At 73.1% G+C, this 24,774-nt stretch carries 2 protein-coding genes; both read right to left on the bottom strand.

Going from position 1 to position 24,774, the window contains the following annotated elements; translation table 11 throughout:
* Positions 1-11: 11 nt before the first annotated feature.
* The gene (locus ACGFIW_RS31025; RefSeq protein WP_393323335.1) at positions 12-16,238 is read right to left on the bottom strand and encodes a type I polyketide synthase; all 16,227 of its coding nucleotides are present in this window, start codon (positions 16,236-16,238) and stop codon (positions 12-14) included.
* Positions 16,238-24,772, bottom strand: coding sequence for a type I polyketide synthase (locus tag ACGFIW_RS31020; RefSeq protein ID WP_393323332.1), 8,535 nt, complete (start codon positions 24,770-24,772; stop codon positions 16,238-16,240). The genes ACGFIW_RS31025 and ACGFIW_RS31020 overlap by 1 nt, the downstream gene beginning before the upstream one ends.
* Positions 24,773-24,774: the final 2 nt, after the last annotated feature.

Below are 24,774 nucleotides of genomic sequence, written 5' to 3'. Positions count from 1 at the left end.
ATCTGCCGTGGTCAGGAGTTGCCGAGTTCCTCGTCGAGGAGCGCGAACAGTTCCTCGTGGGTGGCGGAGTCCAGATCCACCTCGTCGGTGTCGCGCGGTCCGCCGGCGGCCGCCAGCAGTTCGTCGTGCCTGCGCAGCAGGGCACGCAGTCGTTCGGCCACGCGGGCGTCCTCGAGCGCGCCGGGCGGCACCGTCGGCAGGAGGGCCTCCAGGCGCTCCAGGTCGGCCAGCACGGGATGCGCACCGCCGTCCCCCGCCGGCAGGAACTCCCGAAGCAGGTGATCAGCGAGCGCGGCCGCCGAAGGGTGGCTGAAGACGAGCGTCGCGGGGAGCCGCAGGCCGGTCGCCGCGGCGAGGCGGTTGCGGAACTCGACGGCGGTGAGCGAGTCGAACCCCAACTCCTTGAAGGCGCGTTCGGCCGGCACCGCCTCGGGCCCCGCGTGACCGAGCGCTGCCGCCGCGTGCGTACGGACCAGGTCGAGGATGATCCTGCGCCGTTCCGGTTCGGGCAGCCCGGCAAGGCGCGCCTCCAGGCCGTCCCCCGGCGCGGCGGTGGGCTCCCCGTCGGCGGAGCGCACGAGCGCACGCGTCTCCGCCAGGTCCCGCACCAGCGCCATGGGACGGGTGCCCACCGTCGCGGCCAGGTGCTCCCAGTCCACCTCGCCCACCGCGAGATAGGTCTCGTCGTGGTCGAGCGCCTGCCCCAGGGCGTCGACCGCGAGAGCGGGATCGATCACGGACGCGCCGCGCCTGCGCAGGCGTGCCTCGATCCCGGGTTCCGCGATGCCGCCACCGTCCCAGTGCCCCCAGGCGATCGACGTCGCGGTCCGGCCCTGCGCACGGCGTGCCCGCGCGAGGCCGTCGAGGAACGCGTTGCCCGGGGCATAGTTGCCCTGGCCCGCGATGCCGATGGTGCCCGCGAAGGAGGAGAACAGCACGAACGCCGACAGATCCAGGTCGAGGGTGAGCTCGTGCAGGTGCAGCGCGCCGCCGGCCTTGGTCCGCAGAACCCCGTCCATGCGATCGGGGGTCAGGGAGTCGAGCACCCCGTCGTCGAGTACGGCCGCGGTGTGCACCACGGCCGTGAGTGGAAGGTCGGCGGGCACCGCGGCCAGCAGAGTCGCCACGGCGTCCCGGTCCGTGATGTCGCAGGGCGCGACGGTGACCCGTGTGCCCAGCCCCTCCAGTTCGGCCACGAGTTCCTCCGCACCGGGAGCGCCCAACCCGCGGCGGCTGACCAACAGCAGGTGCTCGGCCCCCTGTCGGGCGAACCAACGGGCGGTGTGCCCGCCGAGCGAGCCGGTACCACCGGTGATCAGCACGGTGCCGGAAGGACTCCACCTGCGGGCCGGCGCACGCTCACCGGCCGGCGCACGGACGAGCCGCCGGCCGAACAGGCCCTGCGCCCGCACGGCCAGCTCGTCCTCGTCGCCGGGAGCGGTCAGGGCCGGACCGAGCCGCTCGACGATGCCCGCGTCGCAGACCGCGGGTAGGTCGACCAGACCGCCCCAGCGCTGCGGCTGCTCGGCCGAGACCACCCGGCCCAGCCCCCACAGCATCGCCTGGGCGGGAGCCACCACCGGATCGGAGGTGCCGACCGAGACGGCTCCCCGGGTGAGGCACCAGAGTGGAGCCGCGATCCCCACCTCGTCCAGGGCGCCGAGCAGACCCATGGTCCGCGCCAGACCGGAGGGCAGGACGCGGTGGCCCGCACCAGGGTTCTCGGCGAGGGCCAGCAGCGACAGCACGCCCGCGGGGTCCCCGCCGGCCAGCACCGCACGAAGCGCAGCGGCGATCGCCTGCACCGACAGATCCTGCGGGTCCAGGCTGACCTGGACGGTCCTGTGGCCGGCAAGCTCAAGGGCGCGGGCCGACGCCCCGACCGCCTCATCGTCGGTCAACTCGCCGGGAACGACGAGCAGCCAGGTGCCCGGCCGCGAGGATGCCGCCTTCTCGGGCAGCGGGCGCCAGCTCAGCCGGTAGCGCCAGGAGTCCAGGACCGAATGCCTGCGCTGGTCCTCGCGCCAGGACGCCAGGGCGGGCAGCACCGCGTGCAGGGGCTCTTCCAGGCCAGCGCCTGCCAGGTCCAGGGCCGCCACGAGCGAGGTGGCGTCCTGTTCCTCGACCGCGGCCCAGAACCGGGCCTCTCCCGGACCTGCCGCGGCCTTCGCCGGCCGCTCCGGCGCCGCGTCGAGCCAGTGGCGCTGGCGTTGGAAGGGGTAGGTGGGCAAATCCACCGACCGGGCACCCACACCCCCGAAAGCCACCCCCCAATCCACCCCAACACCCCGAACAAAAACCTCACCCAACGACATCAAAAACCGCCGAAGACCCCCATCATCCCGCCGCAACGACCCCACAACAGCCACCAACTCACCACACTCATCCACAGTCTCCTGCAACGCCGGCACCAACACCGGATGCGGACTAACCTCCACCAACACCCGATGCCCATCACCCACCAAACCCCGAACCCGATCCTCCAACAACACCGTCTCCCGCAAATTCCGAACCCAATACTCAGCACCCAACTCCGCCGTATCCAACAACCCACCAGTCACCGTCGAATGAAACGGAACCCCACCCGACCGCGGCACCACCGACCCCAACACCTCAAGCAACCGCTCCCGCACCCCATCCACCTGCACCGAATGCGACGCATAATCCACCGGAACCCACCGCACCCGAACCCCACCAGCCTCACACTCAGCCACCAACTCCGCCAACGCACCAGACTCACCCGACACCACCGTCGACCGCGGACCATTCACCGCAGCCACCGACACCACACCCCCCCACCGCCCCAACAAACCCCGCACCTCCCCCACCGACAACGCCACCGAAACCATCCCCCCCAACCCCGCCAACGACTCCCCAATAACCCGACTCCGCAACGCCACCACCCGCGCACCATCCTCCAACGACAAACCACCAGCCACCACCGCCGCCGCAATCTCACCCTGGCTATGCCCCACCACCGCAACAGGCCGCACACCAAACGAAACCCACACCTCCGCCAACGACACCATCACCGCCCACAACACCGGCTGCACCACATCAACCCGCTCCACAGACGGCGCCCCCTCAACACCACGCAACACATCAAACAACGACCACCCCGTAAACGGCCCAAGCGCCGCCGCACACTCCGCCATCCGCCCCGCAAAAACCCCCGACTCCCCCAACAACTCCACCGCCATACCCACCCACTGCGACCCCTGCCCAGGAAACACGAACACGGGGCTCAATTCGTCGGGGGCGTGCCCCCGAATGGCATCGGCACCGCCGGACACGACCGATTCCAGCCCGCGCGCGAATCCGTCCCGTCCCTGCGCGACCACGACGGCCCGATGCGCGAAGGCCGAACGCGTGGTGACCAGGGACAGGCCGAGGTCGGCGACGGATGTGGTGTCGAGAACGGCACGCAGATCCATGGCCTTGGCACGCAGGGCGTCCTCGTCCTTGGCCGAGAGCACCATCGGCAGCACCGGGGACGCCACGGGGCGCTCGGCCTCGGCCTTGGCCGGGGGGAGGTCCGGCGCCTGCTCCAGGATGACGTGGGCATTTGTCCCCGACACCCCGAACGACGAGACCCCCGCCCTGCGCGGACGCCGGGTCTCCGGCCAGGGCTGCGCCTCCGCGAGCAACCGCACCGCTCCGGACTGCCAGTCGATGTGCGGCGACGGCGCGTCGACGTGCAGCGTCTTCGGCAGCACGCCGTGGCGTAGGGCAAGCACCATCTTGATCACCCCGGCGACCCCGGCGGCAGCCTGGGTGTGGCCGATGTTCGACTTCAGCGACCCCAGCCACAGCGGGCGATCCGCCGGACGGTCCTGCCCGTACGTCGCCAGCAGCGCACCCGCCTCGATCGGATCACCGAGGGTGGTGCCCGTTCCGTGTGCCTCGACCGCGTCCACACCGTCGGGGGTGAGCCCCGCGTTGGCCAGCGCCTGCCGAATCACCCGCTGCTGGGACGGGCCGTTCGGCGCCGTCAGGCCGTTGCTCGCCCCGTCCTGGTTGACGGCACTGCCGCGCACCACCGCGAGGATCTCGCGACCGTTGCGCAGGGCATCCGACAAACGTTCCACAAGCAGCACCCCGACGCCCTCACCCCAGCCGGTGCCGTCGGCGGCCGCCGCGAACGGCTTGCACCGGCCGTCCGGGGCCAGGCCGCGCTGCCGGCTGAACTCCACAAAGGCAACAGGCGTCGACATCACCGCCGCGCCTCCGACCAGGGCCAGGGAGCATTCGCCCTGACGCAGCGACTGGGCGGCGAGGTGCAACGCGACCAGGGACGACGAGCAGGCGGTGTCGACGGTGATCGCGGGACCTTCGAAACCGAAGGTGTACGAGAGTCGACCGGACACCACGCTGGCCGCGTTGCCGGTGGTGAGGTAGCCCTCGCTGAGCTCCGGCGCGTTGGACAGCAGCGTCACGTAGTCCTGACCGTGGGTACCCGCGAAGACCCCCGTGCGGCTGCCCCGCAGGCCCGCCGCGTCGATCCCCGCCCGCTCGATCGCCTCCCAGGCCGTCTCCAGCAGCAGCCGCTGCTGCGGGTCCATCGCCAGCGCCTCGCGCGGCGAGATCCCGAAGAAGCCCGCGTCGAACTCCGCGGCGTCGTAGAGGAACGCGCCCTCCTTCACGTAGGTGGTGCCGAGCCGGGTCGGGTCGGCGTCGTAGAGCGCCTCCAGGTCCCAGCCACGGTCGGACGGAAACGCCGAGACGGCGTCCGTGCCGGTGGAGAGCAGCCGCCACATCGCCTCGGGCGATCGCGCGCCACCCGGGAACCGGCAGGCCATGCCCACGATCGCGATCGGCTCGTCGGCCGGCGCGGCGCTCACGACGGACACCGCGGAACCCCGCACACCGAGGAGTTCCTCGCGCAGGTGCGCGGCGAGTGCCGTGGGACTGGGCCGGTCGAACACCAGCGTCGCGGGCAGCCGGAGCCCGGTCACGGACCCCAGCCTGTTGCGCAACTCCAGCGCGGTGAGCGAGTCGAAGCCCAGCTCCTTGAACGCCTGGTCGGCGCGGACAGCGTCGGCCGAGGCATGGCCGAGCACCGCCGCGGCCTGGGTGCGGACCAGCTCGAGCAGGGCCCGTCCCTGTTCCGTGGCCGGCATTCGCGCGAGCCGTTCGGCCAGCCCGGCGGAGTCACCGGAACCGGCATCGGCCTGACGCCGCGCCGGAGCGCGCAGCAACCCTCTCAGCAGTGGTGCGACGGCCTCCGCCCCGGTCCGGCTGCGCAACGCGGCCAGGTCCAGACGCAGCGGCACCAGCACGGGCTCGGGACGTGACCTCGCCTCGTCCAGCAGGGCGAGGCCCTCCGCCGAGGACAGCGGTGCCACCGCCGAGCGGCTCAACCGGTAGCGGTCCGCCTCCGCGAGGTGGCTGGTCATCGCCGTCTCCTGCTCCCACAGCCCCCAGGCCAGCGACTGCGCGGGCAGGCCCTGCCCGCGCCGGGCGTGCGCCAGCGCGTCGAGGAAGGCGTTCGCCGCCGCGTAGTTGGCCTGCCCGGCCCCGCCGACGGTCCCGGCGGCGGAGGAGAACAGCACGAACGCCGCGAGATCGGCGTCCCGGGTCAGCTCGTGCAGGTGCAGGGCCGCGTCGACCTTGGGACGGAACACGCTGTCGATCCGGTCCGCGGTGAGGGACCCGACGACGCCGTCGTCGAGCACTCCCGCCGCGTGCACAACGGCGGTCAGCGGGTGACCGGCGGGGACGCCGGCGAGCAGCCGCCGCACGGCCTCGCGGTCGGCCATGTCGCACGCGACGACCGTCACGTCAGCGCCCAGCTCCCCCAGCTCGGCGACCAGCTCTTCCGCCCCCTGCGCCGCAGGACCGCGGCGGCCGGCGAGCAGCAGTCGCCGCACCCCGTGCTCGGTGACCAGATGCCGGGCGACAAGCCTCCCGAGGGTGCCGGTGCCGCCGGTGACGAGGACCGTCCCGTTCGGGTCCATGGGTGCCGGCGGGAGGGTCAGGACGATCTTGCCGGTGTGGCGGGCCTGGCTGAGGAACCGGAAGGCGTCCCTGGCCGCGCGCAGATCCCACGAGGTGATCGGGAGCGGCCGCAGCGCGCCGAGTTCGAACAGCTCGAGGATCTCGCCGAGCATGGCCGCGACCCGTCCCGGACCGGCCTCGGCGAGGTCGAAGGCGCGATAGGCCACGCCGGGACAATCGGCGGCGACGCGCTCCGGCTCGCGAAGGTCGGTCTTGCCCATCTCCACGAACCGCCCGCCGCGCGGCAGCAGCCGCAACGAGGCGTCGACGAAGTCGCGGGCCAGGCTGTTGAGGACCACGTCCATGCCCGCACCGCCTGTCGCGTCGGCGAAGGCGCCCTCGAAATCGAGGGTACGGGACGAGGCGAGATGCCCCTCGTCCAGACCGAGCCCGGTCAGCGCGTCCCACTTGCCGGGGCTCGCCGTCCCGAACACCTCGGCCTTCCAGTGCCTGGCCAACTGGACGGCGGCCATGCCCACCCCACCGGCGGCGGCGTGGATGAGCACGCGCTCGCCGGCGCGGAGCCCGGCCAGGTCGTGCAACGCGTAGTACGCGGTGAGGAAGGCCGTGGGGACCGAGGCGGCCTCGGCGAAGGTCCACCCACCGGGCATCCGGGCGACCAGGTCCCGCTCGGTCACCGCCAGCGGCCCGAACGCGCCGTCGAAGACGCCCATGACGCGGTCACCAGGTGCGAGGTCGGTGACGCCCGGACCGGTCTCGACGACGACTCCGGCGCCCTCGCTGCCCAGCGGCCGCAGGTCAGGGACGAGCCCGAGCGCCAGCACGACGTCCCGGAAGTTGAGCCCGGCCGCGCGCAGCGCCACCCGCACCTGCCCGGGACGCAGGTCGGCGGTGGCCTCCGGTGCGGCGATCGGCGTGAGACCGTCCACCGTGCCCCTCGTCGGCACGTCCAACCGCCACGGCGAACCGTCCCCGGCGAGTTCGATCGTGCCGGGCGCCGACCTTGCGGCCTGTTCCAGCCGGGGGACGAGAACACCGCCCGAGCGGACCGCCAACTGCGGTTCGTGCACGGCCAGGGCCAGGGCCGCCGCCACCGCGGCCCCGTCGGCGGCCGGGTCGAGATCGAGCAGGGTGAACCGGTCCGGGTTCTCGGTCTGCGCGGACCGCACCAGCCCCCAGGACGCCGCGTTCGTGAGGTCTGGCACGCCTTCGCCCGAGCGTGTGGCCACCGAGCCGCGGGTGACCAGGACCAACCGCAACGCGTCCGGCCGGTCCTCTCCCAACCACCACTTGACCAGCTCCAGCGCGTGGCCGGCGGCCGCGCGCACCGACTCCGGCAGCGGGGCCGCCGGCGGGCAGGCGACGAGGACGAGATCCGCGTCCGGCAGCTCGCCCAGCTTCGGCACGGAGACCACGTCGTGGCCCGCCGTCCGCAGCGCCTCGGCGAGCCCTTCCTCGTCGCGCCCCACCAGGGCGCAGCGGATCGGCGCGGTGTCGGTTGGCACCGGGACCGGCCTCCAGTCCAGCCGGAACAGGGAATTCGGGTGGGTCGCGGCCGACCCGCGCAGCAGCTCCGGATCCACCGGGCGCAGTGCGAGTGACCGGACGGACGCGACGGGCGTGCCGGATCCGTCGGCGAGCTGCACGGTCACCGCCTCCGGCCCCACCGCGGCCAGCCTGACGCGCAGGACGGACGCGCCGGTTGCCCACAGGGACACCCCGCTCCAGGCGAACGGCAGGGCACCTCGCCCTTCGGCACCGGTCAGGCCGGAGGCGCCGATGGCATGCAGGGCCGCGTCGAGCAGTGCCGGGTGCAGCCCGAAGGGCTGGGTGCCCAGATCGCCGCCCTCGGCACGGACTGCCTCGGCGAACACCTCGTCGCCGCGCCGCCAGAGCCCCTTCAGCCCCTGGAAGGCGGGCCCGTACACGAAGCCGGACCGGGCTGCCTGGGGGTAGAAGTCCGAGACGTCCACGGCCACCGCGCCGCTGGGCGGCCAGGCGGAGAAGTCGAAGTTCGCCGGCGGGGCCGCCGGGGCCAGCGCGCCGGAGGCGTGCCTGGTCCACAACGCCTCGGCCGGCGCGTCCCAGGCCCGGGAGTGCGCGGTGAACGTTGCCTGGCCGTCGTCTCCTCGACTGACCCTGACCTGGAGCGCGACGGCGCCCTCAGCGGGCAGGGCCAGGGGTTCCTCGATCACCAACTCGTCGACCAGGCCGCAGCCGACCTGGTCGCCCGCCACGACCGCGAGGTCGACGAAGGCGGTACCGGGTAGCAGGACCGTCCCGTGCACCGCGTGGTCCGCGAGCCACGGTTGGGTCTTCAGTGACAGCCTGCCCGTCAGGACGAGACCGCCGTCCTCGGCCAGGTCGACGGCGGCCCCGAGCAGCGGGTGCCGCGGCGCGGTCAGTCCCGCGGAGCCGAGGTCGGCAGGGCCTCCGGCGGCTTCCAGCCAGTACCGCGCGCGCTGGAAGGGATAGGTGGGTAGGGCGACCTTCCGGGCCTGGACGCCCTCGAACGCGGGCCGGAAGTCCACGGCCGTACCCCGGGTGTGGAGTTCCCCGGCCGACAGTAGGAACCGCCGCAGGCCGCCCTCGTTGCGGCGCAGCGTGCCCACGACGGGGATGGACGGGTCCCCGAGGCTGTCGGCGACCGCGGAGGTGAGCACGGGATGCGCACTGACCTCGACGAACGCTCCGGTCCCCAGAGCGCCGAGCGCCTTGACCGCCGACTCGAAGTCGACGGGATGCCGCAGGTTGCGGTACCAGTACTCGGCGTCGAGACCGGTCCCGTCGGCCAGATCGCCGTCGAGGGTGGAGTAGAACGGCACCGAGGCGACAACCGGCTCCAGGTCGGCCAGCAGGTCGAGCAGCGCCTCCCGCAGTCGTTCCACCTGCGGCGAGTGCGAGGCGTAGTCCACCGGGATCCGGCGGGCGCGCACGCCCGCGGACTCCCAGTCGGCGACGAGCTGGTCGAGGTCCTCCGGCGGGCCGGAGACCACCACGGACGCGGGCCCGTTGACGGCCGCCACGCTGACCCGGGCACCGTGCCCGGCGAGCCGGGCCTGGACCTCCGGGGCGGGCAGCGCCACCGACGCCATGCCCCCGGCACCGGCCAGAACCTGGCCGATGAGCCGACTCCGCAGGGCGACCACACGCGCGGCGTCCCGCAGGCTCAGCGCCCCGGCCACGCAGGCCGCCGCGATCTCTCCCTGCGAGTGGCCCACCACGGCCGCCGGCTCGACGCCGTAGGAGCGCCACAGCTCCGCAAGCGAGACCATCACCGCGAACGACACGGGCTGCACCACGTCGACACGGTCGAGCGAGGGCGCGCCCGGGTCGCCGCGGACGACGTCGAGCAACGACCAGTCGGTGTACGGGGCCAGCGCGTCGGCACACTGGCGCAGCCGCTCGGCGAACACCGGCGCCGAGTCCAGGAGTTCCGCCGCCATGCCTGGCCACTGGGCTCCCTGGCCGGGGAACACGTACACCGTCTTGGAGCGGTCGGAGGCCAGACCCCGCGCCAGCCCCGCGGCCTCGGCGCCGGAGGCGAGCGCGGCGAGGGCGCCGCGTAGTTCGTCCTGGTCGGCGGCCACCACGACGGCCCGGTGTTCCAGCGCGGAACGCGTCTGAAGCAGGGACAGGCCGATCCCGGCCCGCGCCGGCTCCTCGTCCAGGTGGGCGGCCAACCGCTGCGCCTGGGCCCGCAGGGCGGCCTCGCTCCTGGCGGTGATCACCCACGGGAGTACGGCCGAGGTCTCCGCCTCCGGGACGTCTTCCGCTCCCGGGGGTCCCTGTTCGAGGATCGCGTGCGCGTTGGTGCCCGACACCCCGAACGAGGAGACACCCACGCGGCGCGGGCGCCCGGTCGCCGGCCACGGCCGGGCCTCGGTCAGCAACTCCACCGCACCCGAGGACCAGTCCACGTGCGGGGACGGCTCGTCCACGTGCAGGGTCCTCGGCAGCATCCCGTGCCGCATGGCCAGGACCATCTTGATCACGCCGGCAACGCCTGCGGCCGCCTGGGTGTGGCCGAGGTTCGACTTGATCGAGCCGAGCCACAGCGGGGCGTCCGCCGGACGGTCCTGCCCGTACGTCGCCAGCAGAGCCTGGGCCTCGATCGGGTCACCGAGGGTCGTTCCCGTGCCGTGGGCCTCGACCGCGTCCACCTCGGTCGCGTCCAGTCCCGCCGAGGCGAGTGCCTGGCGGATGACCCGCTGCTGCGAGGGGCCGTTGGGCGCGGTGAGCCCGTTGCTCGCGCCGTCCTGGTTGACGGCGCTGCCCCGCACCACGGCAAGGATCTCGTGGCCGTTGCGGCGGGCGTCCGACAGTCGCTCCAGCAACAGCATGCCCACGCCCTCACCGAAACCGGCGCCGTCGGCCGCCGCCGCGAAGGCCTTGCTCCTGCCGTCTGGGGACAGGCCGCGCTGGCGACTGAACTCGCGGAACAGCGCGGGGGTGGACATCACGCTGACACCGCCGGCGAGGGCCAGCGAGCACTCGCCCCGGCGTAGCGCCTGAGCCGCGAGGTGCAGGGCCACCAGTGAGGACGAGCACGCCGTGTCCACACTGACGGCCGGGCCCTCGAAGCCGAAGGTGTAGGAGATCCGGCCCGAAGCCACGCTGGCGGCACTGCCATTGCCGAGGTGGCCCTCGAAGCCCTCCATCCCGGACGGCAGCCTGGCGGCGTAGTCGTTGTACATGATCCCGGAGAACACCCCGGTGTCGCTGCCGCGCAGCGTCGCCGGGTCGATGCCGGCCCGTTCCAGGACCTCCCAGGTGGTCTCCAGCAGCAGCCGCTGCTGCGGGTCGATGGTCAGCGCCTCGCGCGGGGAGATCGCGAAGAACGCCGCGTCGAACGCGTCGGCCTCGTAGAGGAAGCCGCCCTCGGTCACGTACGACTTTCCGGGGCGGTCGGGGTCCGGGTCGAACAGGTCCTCCGGCCAGCCCCGGCCGGTGGGGAAGTCGCCGATGGCGTCCACGCCGGAGGACAGCAGCCGCCACAATTCCTCCGGCGTGCTCACCCCGCCGGGGTACCGGCAGGCCATCGCCACGATCGCGACCGGTTCGTCGACGGCGGCCGCGACGCGGGAGGTCGCGTCCACGGGCGTCCCCCCGGCGAGCCGCTGCTGGAGGTGCCGGGCGACGGCGGCCGGGGTGGGGTGGTCGAAGACGAGGGTGGCCGGCAGGACGAGCCCGCTCGCGGAGGCCAGGCGGTTGCGGAGTTCCAGTGCGGTCAGCGAGTCGAAGCCGAGCTCGCGGAAGGCCCGCTCGGCGCCGATGGTGTCCGGAGCCGCATGGCCGAGGACGGCGGCCGCCTCGCTCCTGACGAGGTCCGTCAGCGCGGCGCGCTGTTCGGCCTCGGGCAGGGACACCAGCCGCGCGCTCAGCGCGGAGCCGCCGTCGCTCCCGGATCGGGCGGCCCGTCGCGTGCTCTGCCGGACGAGCGACCGCAGCACCGCGGGCAGTGCCGCCGGGTCCGGGTGGGCGCGCAGCGCGGCGAGGTTCACCGGACTGGCCACGAGCGCGGCCTCGGCCGGGTCGTCGGCCCGGCCGAGGGCGGTGTCGAGCAACGCGAGCCCGGCATCGGCGGACAGCGGGACCATTCCGGCCCGGGCGTGCCGTGCCAGCCCCTGCTCGTCGAGGTCGGCGGTCAGGCTGCTGCGCTGCTCCCAGAAACCCCACGCCAGGGACCGTCCGGGCCGGCCGCGTGCCACCCGGACCTGGGCCAGAGCGTCCAGGAAGGCGTTGGCCGCCGCGTAGGCGCCCTGGCCGGCGGTCCCCAACGTCCCCGCGGCCGAGGAGAACAGGACGAAGTCGGCGAGATCCAGGTCGGCGGTGAGCGCGTCGAGGTGGCGCGCACCGTCCACCTTCGCGCCCAGCACCTTCCCGACCCCGTCCGGCGTCAGCGACTCGACGACGCCGTCGTCCAGCACGCCGGCGGCGTGCACCACGGCGGTCAGCGGATACTCCGCGGGAACCCGTGCCAGCAGCTCCGCGACGGCGTCGCCGTCGGCCACGTCGCAGGCGACGATCGCGACCTCGGCGCCGGACCCCCGCAGCTGCTCGGCGAGGGCGGCGGCACCTTCCGCCTCCGGGCCCCGCCTGCCCGCCAGGAGGAGGTGCCGGACACCGTGCTCTGCCACGAGATGACGGGCGACAAGCCCTCCGAGCGTGCCGGTGCCGCCGGTGATCAGAACGGTGCCGTCCGGACTCCACCCGAGGGGACGGGAGTCGGCCCTGGCCACCCTGGCCAGGCGGGGCACCCGCATGTGCTCGGCACGCAGGGCGAGCTGAGGCTCGCCCGAGGCCATCGCCCGAGGCAGCAGATCGTGGTCGTCGTCGGTGCGGACGTCCACGAGGACGAACCTGCCCGGGTGCTCGGCCTGGGCCGAGCGCACGAGCCCCCAGACGGCCGCCTGCGCCGGATCCGGGACCTCGCCCGGCCCGGCCGCCACCGCGCCCCGGGTGACCACGACCAGCCTGGACGTCTCGGGCCGCTCCTGCGCGAGCCAGGATTGCATCTCCCCGAGCACCTGGCCGACGCACTCGCCGGCCTGGCCGGCACGGACGACGACCTGGCTGTTCGCGGTGTCGTCCTGGCTGTTCGCGGTGTCGTCCGCTTCGGCGGGAGGGATGGCTGCCACCCAGTCGAGGCGGAAGAGGGAATCCGCGCCGCCGCGGGCATCGCGCACCTGCTCGGCGGAGACCGGACGCACCGCGAGGGCCTCCGCCGAGAACACCGGTGCCCCGTCCGCGTCGGCGGCGAGCACCGCGACGGTGCCGGGACCGGTGACCGACAGCCGGACGCGCAGCGCCGTGGCGCCGACCGAGTGCAGGCGCACCCCGCGCCACGAGAACGGCAGCCCGCTCTGGCCCTCCGCACCCGTGCCGAGCGCGTGCAGGGCCGCATCGAGCAGTGCGGGGTGAACACCGAACCGGTGGGCGTCGGCGACGGCCGGCTCGGGCAGCACGGCCTCCGCGAAGATGTCGTCGTCCCGCCGCCAGACCGCCTGAAGCCCCTGGAAGACGGATCCGTAGTCGAAACCGGCGGCCTCGGCGAGCTCGTAGAAGCCCGCGGCGTCGCCGCGCACGGCCCCGGCCGGGGGCCAGTCCGCCAGATCGGGTACGCCGACAGCGGGCCCGTTGCTCAGCGCACCTTCGGCGTGGAGTGTCCAGCCGTCGTCGTCAGCCGCGTCCTCCCGCTGGGAGTAGACGCCGATGGACCGTCTTCCCGCCCCGTCGGCTCCACCCACCAGAACCTGGAGGCGGATCGCCCCGTGCTCCGGGACGGTCAGCGGATGCGACAGGGTCAGCTCGTCGATCCGATCGCACCCGACGTGGTCGCCCGCCTGGATCGCGAGATCCACGAACGCGGTGCCCGGCAACAGGACGAGGCCGTGGACGATGTGGTCGGCGAGCCAGGGCTGGCCGTGTACGGAGATCCGTCCGGTGAGCAGGGCCTGACCGTCGGCCTGGCTGATGGCGGCGCCCAGCAGCGGGTGCTCGCTCGTCCGCAACCCCAACGACGTCGCGTCGCCGGACGGGTCCGTCTCCAGCCAGTACCGCTCGCCGTGGAAGGCATAGGTCGGCAGGTGCTCCGCACCGCCCGGCTCGCCCGTGAAGGCCGCGCCCCAGTCCACGTCGACGCCCCCGACATGGGCCTCGGCGAGCGAGGTCAGAAGGCGCGGCCAGCCGCCCTCGTCGCGGCGCAGCGTCCCGAGCACCACGGCACCGGCCTGCGCGGCGTCGGAGGTCTCCTGGAGCCCCGGCACGAGCACCGGGTGAGGGCTGATCTCGATCAGGGCCTGTCGCCCCTCCGTCAGCAGGCCGCGGACGGTCTCCTCCAGCCGGACGGTCTGGCGCAGGTTCCGCACCCAGTACCCGGCGTCCAGGCCCGCCGTGTCCAGGCGGCCTCCGGTGACGGTCGAGTGGAACGGCACGGTCCCGGAGCGAGGGGCGATCGGCGCGAGCACGTCGAGCAGGCGTTCGCGCAGCCCGTCCACCTGACCCGAGTGGGAGGCGTAGTCGACCGGGACCCTGCGCGCCCGGACTCCGTCCGCCTCGCAGGCGACGAGAAGTTCCTCGATCGCGGCTGGTTCTCCGGAGACGACGGCCGAGGCGGGGCCGTTCACCGCGGCCACCGACACCCGGCCCGGCCAGCGTGCCGCCAGCGCCTCCGCGTGCTCCTCGCCCAGTGCGACCGACACCATCCCGCCGCGCCCGGCCAGCGACTCGGCGATCACCTGGCTGCGCAACGCGACGACCCGGGCACCGTCCTCCAGAGACAGCCCGCCCGCCACCACGGCGGCGGCGATCTCGCCCTGGCTGTGCCCAATGACGGCGGCCGGCCGCACGCCGAAGGAGCGCCACACCTCGACGAGGGAGACCATGACAGCCCAGAGGACGGGCTGGACCACGTCCACCCGGTCCAGCGGCGGCGCTCCTGCGCGGCCGCGCACGACGTCGAGCAGCGACCAGTCGGTGAACGGCGCGAGGGCGGCAGCGCAGGCCCGCATGCGGTCCGCGAACACGGGTGAGTCGTCCAGCAGCTCGACAGCCATCCCCGCCCACTGCGAGCCCTGGCCGGGGAACACGAAGACCGCCTCTCCGCCCGCCTCCGCGACACCGCTGACCAGACCGGCGGCGCTGTCCCCCGCGGCGAGCGCGTCCAGCGCCCGGGCCAGGGATTCGCGGTCTCCCCCGATGGCGACGGCACGGTGGTCGAACGTGGAGCGCAGGGTGGCGAGTGCGTGCCCCACCGAGGCCGGATCGGTCTCGGTGTCGAGGAGCACGCGCAGCCGCGCGGCCTGGTCACGGAGCGCTGGACCGCTCTTCGCGGACAGCGGCCAGGGCGTCGCCGGGAAACGGGACACCGAGGGTGCCGCCGCCTCGTCCGCGGCGGGCGCCTCCTCGATGATGAGGTGGGCGTTGGTGCCGGACACACCGAACGCCGACACGCCGGCCCGGCGCGCACGCCCCGTCTCCGGCCACGGGCGGCCCTCGGTCAGCAGCCTGACGCCCCCGGACGACCAGTCCACATGCGGCGACGGCTCGTCCACGTGCAGGGTCTTCGGCAGCGCCGCGTGCCGCAGCGCCATGACCATCTTGATCACGCCCGCGACCCCCGCGGCGGCCTGCGTGTGGCCGATGTTCGACTTCAGCGATCCGAGCCAGAGGGGACGGTCCTCGGGCCGTCCCCTGCCGTAGACCGCGAGCAGCGCCCCGGCCTCGACCGGATCGCCGAGGCGGGTGCCGGTGCCGTGCGCCTCGACGGCGTCCACCTCGGCGGCGGTCAGGCCCGCGCTGGCCAGCGCCCGCCGGATCACCCGCTGCTGCGACGGGCCGTTCGGGGCGGTCAGACCGCTGCTCGCGCCGTCCTGGTTGATCGCGCTTCCCCTGATCACCGCCAGTACGGGGTGGCCGTTGCGGCGCGCGTCGGACAGGCGTTCCAGGACGAGCAGACCCACGCCCTCGGCCCATCCGGTGCCGTCGGCCGATGCCGAGAATGCCTTGCACCGCCCGTCCGGGGACAGCGCGCGCTGACGGCTGAACTCGACGAAGGTCAGCGGCGTCGGCATGACCGTCACCCCGCCGGCCAGGGCCAGCGTGCACTCGCCCTGCCGCAGCGACTGCGCCGCCAGGTGCAGCGTCACCAGCGACGACGAACACGCCGTGTCGACGGTCACCGCGGGCCCTTCGAGGCCGAACGTGTAGGAGATCCGGCCGGAGGCGACACTTGCGGTGTTGCCGGTCAGGACGTAGCCCGAGAGTGCCTCGTTGTCCTGAAGTCGTCCGGAGCCGTAGTCCTCGTAGGTCATGCCCACGAAGACCCCCGTCTGGCTGCCCCGGACCGACTCCGGGGCGATGCCCGCCCGTTCGAAGGCCTCCCAGGCGGTCTCCAGGAGGAGCCGCTGCTGCGGGTCCATGGCCAGCGCCTCGCGCGGGGAGATCCCGAAGAACCCCGCGTCGAAGTTCGCGGCGTCGTGCAGGAAACCGCCCTCGACGACGTACGTCTTTCCGGGGCCGTCCGGGTCGGGGTCGTAGAGGGAGTGCACGTCCCAGCCGCGGTTCGCCGGGAACCGGGAGATCGCGTCACCGCCCGAGGCCACCAGCCGCCACAGATCCTCGGGCGAGCGGACGCCGCCGGGGAAACGGCAGCCGATGCCGACGACCGCCACCGGCTCGTGCTCCCGGCCCTCCAGCTCGCGCACCCGTTCGTGCGCATCGTCCAGGTCGGCAGTGACCCGCCTCAGGTACTCGAGCAGCCGCTCTTCGTTTCCCATCACTGGTCACCCTTTTTCGTGCCGTACTTCTGGTCGATGTAGTCGAAGAGCTCGTCCTGGGATGCCGAGTGCACGGCCGAAGCCGGCCCGTCGTCACCGGGTGGCGGGACGTCGAGGGCGGTCAGCAGGCCGCGCAACCTGATGGCCAGGGCCTGGCGTGTCTCCCCGTCCGCGGCGTCGACGGCGTTCTCCAGCAGTGCGAAGCCGGCCGTGAGGTCGTCAGCCGCGGAGGCTGCCCCGTCGAGCACCACCTCCACGAGATGCCGGGACAGGGCCGCGACCGTGGGATGGTCGAACACCAGGGTCGCCGGCAGGTCGTGGCCGGTGACCGCGCTCATCCGGGTCCGCAGCTCGACGGCGGTGACCGAGTCCATGCCGAGTTCGAGGAATCCGCGTTCGGTCTGCAGGGTCCGCGGAGTCGCGTGCCCCAGGACCGACGCCGCGTGCGTGCGGACGAGGTCCACCATGTGCGCCTCGCGTTCCGCCTGTGGCAGCGGGAGCAGCCGCTGTCGCAGGGTGAGGGTTTCGGTGCCCGGCACCGGGTCCCCCAGGGTCAGCACCTCCGGTGCTGTCGGCCCCGGCTGCGACGGTGGTGTTCCCGGCTTCGGGACGTCGAGCCAGTAGCGGCGGTGCTCGAAGGCGTAGGTCGGCAGGGCGACCCGTCGCGCGCCGGTGCCCTCGAACGCGCGGACCCAGTCGACGTCCCAACCCCGCACGTGCAGCGCGGCAAGCGCCGTCAGGACGGTGTCGGCCTCGGCGCGGCCGGGCCGCAGCAGGGGTACGGTCAGCGTCTCCCGAGCCCCACCGATGCCGTCCCTGGCCATCGCGGTGAGGACGCCGTCCGGGCCGAGCTCGACGTATGCGGTGACGCCCTCGGCATCGAGCACCCGGACACCGTCGTGGAACCGCACGGCCTGCCGCACATGGCGTACCCAGTACTCCGCGGAGCAGAGCTGGTCGTCCGAGGTGGGCGCACCTGTCACGTTCGACACGAGCGGAATGCGCGGGGGGTGGAAGTCCAGGCTCTCCAGGACGGTGCGGAACGCGTCGAGCATGCCCTCCATGAGGTGCGAGTGGAAGGCGTGACTCACCTGCAACCGCTTGGTCTTGCGGCCCGTCTCGAGCCAGTGCCGCGCCGTGGCCGACACCGCGTCCTCGTCGCCGGACAGGACGACCGAGGAGGGGCCGTTGACCGCGGCGATGGCCAGCCGATCGGAGGTGAAGGGCAGGACCTCCTCCTCCGATGCCTGGATCGCGACCATCGCTCCGCCGCCGGGCAGGTCCTCCATCAGAGCGCCGCGGGCCGCCACGAGGGCGCAGGCGTCGGGCAGGGAGAGGACACCTGCGACGTGCGCGGCGGCGACCTCCCCGATCGAGTGCCCCAGCAGGATGTCCGGACGCACCCCGTAGTGCTCGAGAAGGCGGAACAGCGCCACCTCGACCGCGAACAGGCCGGCCTGGGCGTGCACCGTGCGGTCCAGGAGTGCCTGGTCGTCGCCGAACACGACGTCCTTCACCGGACGGTCGAGTCGACGCTCCAGTTCGGCGCACACGGCGTCGAAGGCGGCGGCGAACACCGGCGAGGCGTCGTACAGCTCACGGCCCATGCCGGCGCGTTGGGCGCCCTGGCCGGTGAACAGGAAGGCCAACCTGCCGCCCGGCCGCACCACGCCCTGGACCAACGCCAGGTCCACGTCTCCGTCGGCCAGGGCGCGCAGGGCGTCCTCGCCGCCCCGCTCGGCGTTGGCCAGGACCACCGCGCGGTGTTCGAACGCCGATCGGGTGGTCGCCAGGGAGAGGCCGATGTCGGCGACGCCGAACTCGGGATGCGCCGCCGCGTGGCCGCGCAGACGCTCGGCCTGTAGGCGGAGCGCCTCGGTGCTGCGGGCCGAGATCGTCCAGGGCAGCACGGACGGTATCCGCGATGGCGCCTGCGCCCTCCGCGGCTCGGGAACGGCAGGTGGCTGCTCCAGGATGATGTGGGAGTTGGTGCCGCTGACCGCGAAGGACGACACCCCGACACGGCGCGGGCGCCCGGTCTCCGGCCACGGGCGTGCCTCGGTCAGCAGCTCCACCGCACCCGAGGACCAGTCCACGTGCGGGGACGGCTCGTCCACGTGCAGCGTCTTCGGCAACACCCCGTGCCGCATCGCCATGATCATTTTGATCATCCCGGCCGCACCCGCCGCCGTCTGGGTGTGGCCGATGTTCGACTTGACCGAGCCGAGCCACAGCGGACGGCCGTCGTGGCGCTCCTGCCCGTAGGTGGCCAGCAGGGCGCCCGCCTCGATCGGGTCGCCCAGCCGGGTACCCGTCCCGTGCGCCTCCACCGCGTCCACCTCGGCGGGCGTCAGGCCCGCGGACGCCAACGCCTGCCGGATCACCTGCTGTTGGGCGGGGCCGTTCGGCGCGGTCAGCCCATTGCTCGCGCCGTCCTGGTTGATCGCCGAACCGCGGACCACGGCCAGGATCTCGTGACCGTGGCGGCGCGCGTCCGACAACCGCTCCAGGAGCAGCATTCCCACCCCCTCGGCCGGGCCGAAACCGTTGGCCGAGGCCGAGAACGGCTTGCACCTGCCATCCGGTGCCATGCCGCGCTGCCGGGTGAACTCCACGAACGCCACCGGAGTGGACATCACGGTCACCGCACCCGCCAGCGCCATGGTGCACTCGCCCTGCCGCAGCGACTGGGCGGCGAGGTGGACCGCCACGACCGCGGACGAGCAGGCGGTGTCGATGGTGAGCGCGGGACCTTCCAGGCCGAGCGCGTACGCCACCCGGCCGGAGATGATGCTCCCCGCGTTCCCATTGCTGAGATAGCCCTCGATCTCCCGGGGGACCTCGGGCAGTCGTGACGCGTAGTCGTGGTACATCACCCCGGTGAAGACGCCGACCCGGTCGCCGCGCAGCGACAGCGGATCGAGGCCCGCCCGCTCGACCGCCTCCCAGGAGGTCTCGAGCAGCAACCGCTGCTGCGGGTCCATGGCCAGCGCCTCACGGGGGCTGATGTTGAAGAATCCCGGGTCGAAGTCCGCGGCCGCACGCAGGAAACCGCCCTCCCGGGCGTAGCTCTTGCCGTACGCGTCGGGATCCGGGTCGTAGAGCCCCTCCACGTCCCAGCCACGGTCGTCGGGGAAGTCGGAGATGGCGTCGCCACCCTCGACCAGCAGGTCCCACAGCTCTTCTGGCGAGTCGATGCCACCGGGGAAGCGGCAACTCATGCCGACGATCACGATGGGGTCGTCCGTTACCGGGCGGCCGACGGCGGAGCTCCCGCTCGCGGCCGACGGGGCCTCCGCGCCCAGCAGCAACTCCCGCAGGTGCCGGGCCAGCACGCTCGGGCGCGGGTGGTCGAAGGCGAGGGTCGCGGGCAGGTTCAGCCCGGTCGCGGCGCTGAGGCGGTTGCGCAACTCCATCGAGGTGAGCGAGTCGAACCCGAGGTCCTTGAAGGCCCGGTTCGGGTCGGCCGCCTCGTCCGGGGAGTGGCCGAGCACCTGGGTGATGGAGGAGGAGACCAGGTCGAGCAGAAGACGCTCCTGCTCGACCGCGCTCCGGACGGACAGTTGCTGGAGCAGGGCGGAGTCGACGCCCGCGGTGGCGTTCCCCCCGGTGGCCCGCCGCCTGGCTGGCGTGCGCACCAGGCCGCTCAACACCGAGGGAAGCGTTCCGGTACGGGCACGGGCGCGCAGGACGTCGAAGTCCAGAGCGGCGGGGGCCAGGAAGTGCCCCTGGTCGCCGAGGCAGCTGTCGAACAACGCCAGGCCGGTGCGGGCGTCGAGCGGCACCAGGCCCGACCCGGTGATGCGGCGAACATCGCGTCCGTCCAGCCGGTCGGCCATGCCCGTGGACCACAGCCCCCAGGCAAGCGACAGGCCCGGCCGGCCAGCAGCCCGACGCTGCGCCGCCAGCGCGTCCAGGAAGGTGTTTGCCGCCGCGTAGTTGGCCTGGCCCGGGCTGCCGATGGTGCCCGCCATGGAGGAGAACAGCACGAACATCGACAGGTCGGCGTCGCGGGTCAGCTCGTGCAGCAGGAGGGCGGTGTCGGCCTTGGGCCGCAGCACCTCGTCGATCCGCTGCGGCGTCAGCGAGGCCAGGACTCCGTCGTCGAGCACTCCCGCCGCGTGGACGACGCCGACCAGGGGGTGTTCGGCGGGCACGGCGGCCAGGGTCCGCTCGAGTGCGCAACGGTCCGTGGCGTCGCACGCCGCGATCGTCAGGGCGGCGCCGGCCTCGGTGAGGTCGGCGGCGAGCTGGGCGGCGCCCTCGGCGCTGCCGCCGGACCGGCTGACGAGCAGAAGGTGCCTGACCCCGTGCTCCGCGACGAGGTGCCGGGCGACCAGCCCGCCGAGCGACCCGGTGCCCCCGGTGATCAGCACGGTTCCCTCGGTGTTCAGCGGAGGGGGTGGCACCTCCTCCGCGCCCGTGGGAGCCGCTTGCAGGCGAGGCGCGTACAGGCCGCCGGCACGGATCGCCAGTTGCGGTTCCTCGACGGCGAGCGCACCGGCGGGCAGGCCGGCCGCAGCGTCGTCCGGGTCGAGGTCGAGCAGGCCGAACCGGCCGGGTTGTTCGGCCAGGGCGGCACGGACCAGCCCCCAGACCGGCGCGTTCACCAGGTCCGGGACGCGGTCCCCGGGTCGGGCGGCCACGGCTCCGCGGGTCAGGAAGACCAGGCGCCGGCCGTCGAACCGCTGGTCCGTGAGCCACCGCTGGATCAGGTCGAGCGCCCGGTGGGCGGCCGCGTGGTGGTCGCCACCGGACCCCGGCGGCACCAGCAGGACGTCGAAGCCGTCGGTCGCCTCCGCCGCGGAGGCCAGGTCGACGTGGACCTCGACGTCGGGGACGAAGCCCAGGTCGCCGGTGAGGGCGGCCCAGCGTACCGGGTCGGGCGTCTGCTGAACCGGCTTCCACTCCAGCCGGTAGAGGGCTCCGGGACCGCCCGTGTGGGCCCCGAGGTCCCGCGGCGCCTCCCGGAACACCAGCGATTCGATCGACGCAACCGGGCGGCCCGCGTTGTCCGCGACGGTCACCGCCACGGTGTCCGCGTCCTTGTGCAGCAGGCTCACCCTCAGCTCGGCGGCGCCGGTCGCGTGCAGGCGGACACCTCGCCAGACGAACGGAACGAGTGCCTGGTCCCGTTCGGCGCCGAGCGCGACGGTCTGCAGGGCGGCGTCCAGGAGCGCCGGGTGCAGGCCGTAACGCGGGGCCTCCTCGCGCTGCTCCTCCGCCAGGGCGACGTCGGCGAAGATCTCCTCGCCGCGCCGCCAGGCCGCCCGGATGCCCTGGAACGCGGGCCCGTAGCCGAATCCGGCGGTGGCGAAGTCCGCGTAGAGCTGCCCGGTGTCCAGGGGGACCGACCCCTCGGGCGGCCACGCGGACGCCTCGGTCGGGGCGCTCCGGACGTCGGGGACGAGCAACGCCGTCGCGTGCCTGGTCCATCCGGCGGACTCGGCGGCCCGGTCGGGGCGGGAATGGACGGTCAACGAGCGCCGGCCCGCCTCGTCGGCGGCGGAGACCGCCAGTTGGAGCGACACCGCCGCGTCCTCGTCGAGGACCAGGGGTGCTTCGAGGCTGAGTTCCTCGACCCGTCCGCAGCCCACCTGGTCACCCGCGTGGACGGCGAGTTCGACGAACGCCGCGCCGGGCAGGATGGCGTTGTCCCTGACGCGGTGGTCGGCGAGCCAGGGGTGGGTGCGCAGGGACAGCTTGCCCGTCAGGAGAAGGCCGTCGGCCTCGGCGAGGCCGACGGCGGCGGCGAGCAGCGGATGGTCCGCCCGTCCGAGCCCGGCGCCGGTCACGTCCGCCGCGTCGATCGGAACGTCCAGCCAGTAGCGGCTGCGTTGGAACGGATACGTCGGCAGATCAACAACCCGACCACCAACAACCCCGAAGAACGCCTCCCAATCCACCGCCACACCCCGCACCGCCAACCCCGCCACCACCCCCGCCAACGCCCCAACCTCACCACGCCCCGCCCGCAGAAACGGCACCACCGTCGCCTCCGGCAACGCCTCCCGCACCAACCCCGACAACACCCCATCCGGACCCAACTCCACAAACGCCGTCACACCCTCAACCGCAACAGCCCGCACACCATCCAAAAACCGAACCGGCAACCGAACCTGCCGCACCCAATACTCAGCAGAACCCAACTCCCCCGCCGCCACCACACCCAACACACCCGACACCACCGGCACCCGCGGCGAACAAAACTCCAAACCCTCCACCACCGACCGGAACTCATCCAACATCGGCTCCATCCGATGCGAATGAAAAGCATGACCAACACCCAACCACCGCACCCTCCGACCCAACCCACCCCAATACGCCGCCACCTCCCCAACCGCATCCTCATCCCCCGACACCACCACCGACGACACCCCAGTAACCGCCGCCAACCCCACCCGATCCGACAACAACGGCACCACCTCCTCCTCCGAAGCCCGCACCGCCACCATCGCCCCACCCACCGGCAACGCCTGCATCAACCGACCCCGAGCAGCCACCAACACACACGCATCCGACAACGACAACACCCCCGCCACATGAGCCGCCGCAATCTCCCCCACCGAATGACCCAACACAAACGACGGCCGCAACCCACACCACTCCACCAACCGAAACAACGCCACCTCAAGCGCAAAAAGACCCGCCTGCGCAAAAACCGTCCGACCCAACAACTCCGCATCCCCACCAAACACCACCTCCCGCACCGACACCCCCAAACGCCCATCCAACTCCCCACACACCGCATCAAACGCCTCAGCAAAAACCACCGACGACCCATACAACTCACGACCCATACCCAACCGCTCCGAACCCTGACCCGAAAACACAAACGCCAACCCACCCTGCTCAACCGCCACCCCACCCACCACACCCGACACCACCACACCCGACGCCACCGCCCGCAGGCCCGCAAGCAGGTCGTCCCGGTCGGCGGCGAGTACGGCGGCACGGTTGTCCTGCATCGCACGGGTCAGGGCCCGGGTGCGGGCCACGTCGAGGACCGCCAGACCGGGTCGGGCCTCGACGTGGGCCAGCAGCTCCCCGGCCTGCGCACGCAACGCCGCCTCGCCGCGGCCGGACAGCAGGACGGGCACGACCTGGGAGGGTTCCGGCGTGACCCGCTCCTCAGCCCGTTCCGGTTCCGGCTCGTACTCGAGGATCAGGTGGGCATTCGTGCCGCTGACCCCGAAGGACGACACGCCCGCCCGGTAGGGGCGCCCCGTGTCCGGCCAGGGGGTTTCCTCGGTCAGCAGCCGGACGGCACCCGAACCCCAGTCGACATGCCGGGACGGCTCGCTGACGTGCAGCGTCTTCGGCAGCACACCGTGTCTCATCGCCATGATCGTCTTGAGCACGCCCGCCAGGCCCGCGGCCGCCTGGGTGTGCCCGAGGTTGGACTTGACCGACCCGAGCCACAGCGGACCGCCGCCACCGCGCTCCTGCCCGTAGGTGGCCAGCAGCGCGCCCGCCTCGATGGGGTCGCCGAGGGTCGTCCCGGTGCCGTGCGCCTCGACCATGTCCACGTCGGCCGGGGACAGCCGTGCGTCGGCCAGCGCCTGCCGGATCACCCGCACCTGCGACGGGCCGTTCGGAGCGGTCAACCCGTTGCTCGCGCCGTCCTGGTTGACGGCGCTGCCCCGCAGGACGGCAAGCACCTGGTGGCCGTTACGTCGCGCGTCCGAGAGCCGCTCCAGCAGGAGCACTCCCGCTCCCTCGGACCACCCCGTGCCGTCGGCGGACTCGGAGAACGCCTTGCACAGACCGTCGGGGGCCAGGCCGCGCTGGCGGCTGAACTCCACGAACACGACCGGGGTCGACATGACGGTGACGCCGCCGGCCAGGGCGAGTGAGCACTCACCCCTGCGCAGGGCCTGGGCCGCGAGATGCATGGCCACCAGAGACGACGAGCACGCGGTGTCGACCGCGACCGCGGGGCCCTCGAGGCCGAAGGTGTACGCCAGGCGGCCCGCGAGCACGCTGCCGGCGTTACCGGTCAGCAGGTGACCCTCGACCTCCTCGGGTGCGCGCCGCAGCCGCGAACCGTACTCCTGCCCGTTGGTGCCGGCGAAGACGCCGGTGTCGCTGCCTTTCAGCGTGGAAGGGTGCAGGCCCGCCCGCTCGAAGACCTCCCACGAGGTTTCGAGCAGCAGCCGCTGCTGCGGATCCATCGCCAACGCCTCGCGCGGCGAGATCCCGAAGAAGCCCGCGTCGAATCCGGCGACGTCGTCGATGAATCCGCCGCGCCGGACATAGCTCTTGCCGGCCCGCTCGGAGTCGGGGTCGTAGAGATCGGGGTCCCAGCCGCGGTCGGCGGGCAGCGGGGACATCACCTCCCGACCCTGTCGCAGCACCTGCCAGAGGTCTTCCGGAGACCGGACACCGCCGGGGAACCGGCAGGCCATCCCGATGACGGCCACCGGCTCGTGGCCGCCGTCCTCCAGTTCCTGGATCCGACGGTTCGCCTGCCGCAGCTCGGTGGTGAGCCGGTTGACGAAATAGCGCAGCCTGTCCTTGTCCTCGTCGGCCATGG

It is taken from the genome of Micromonospora sp. NPDC048935, assembly GCF_043197875.1.
GTDB lineage: Bacteria > Actinomycetota > Actinomycetes > Mycobacteriales > Micromonosporaceae > Micromonospora.
Note: the sequence above shows the minus strand (reverse complement) of the source record. Positions and strands in the feature narration are given on the sequence as shown.

What these genes read in the sequence shown, in the direction of transcription:
- ACGFIW_RS31020 (WP_393323332.1), bottom strand. Translation starts at nt 24,772, where the DNA reads ATGGCCGACGAGGACAAGGACAGGCTGCGCTATTTCGTCAACCGGCTC.
- ACGFIW_RS31025 (WP_393323335.1), bottom strand. Translation starts at nt 16,238, where the DNA reads ATGGGAAACGAAGAGCGGCTGCTCGAGTACCTGAGGCGGGTCACTGCC.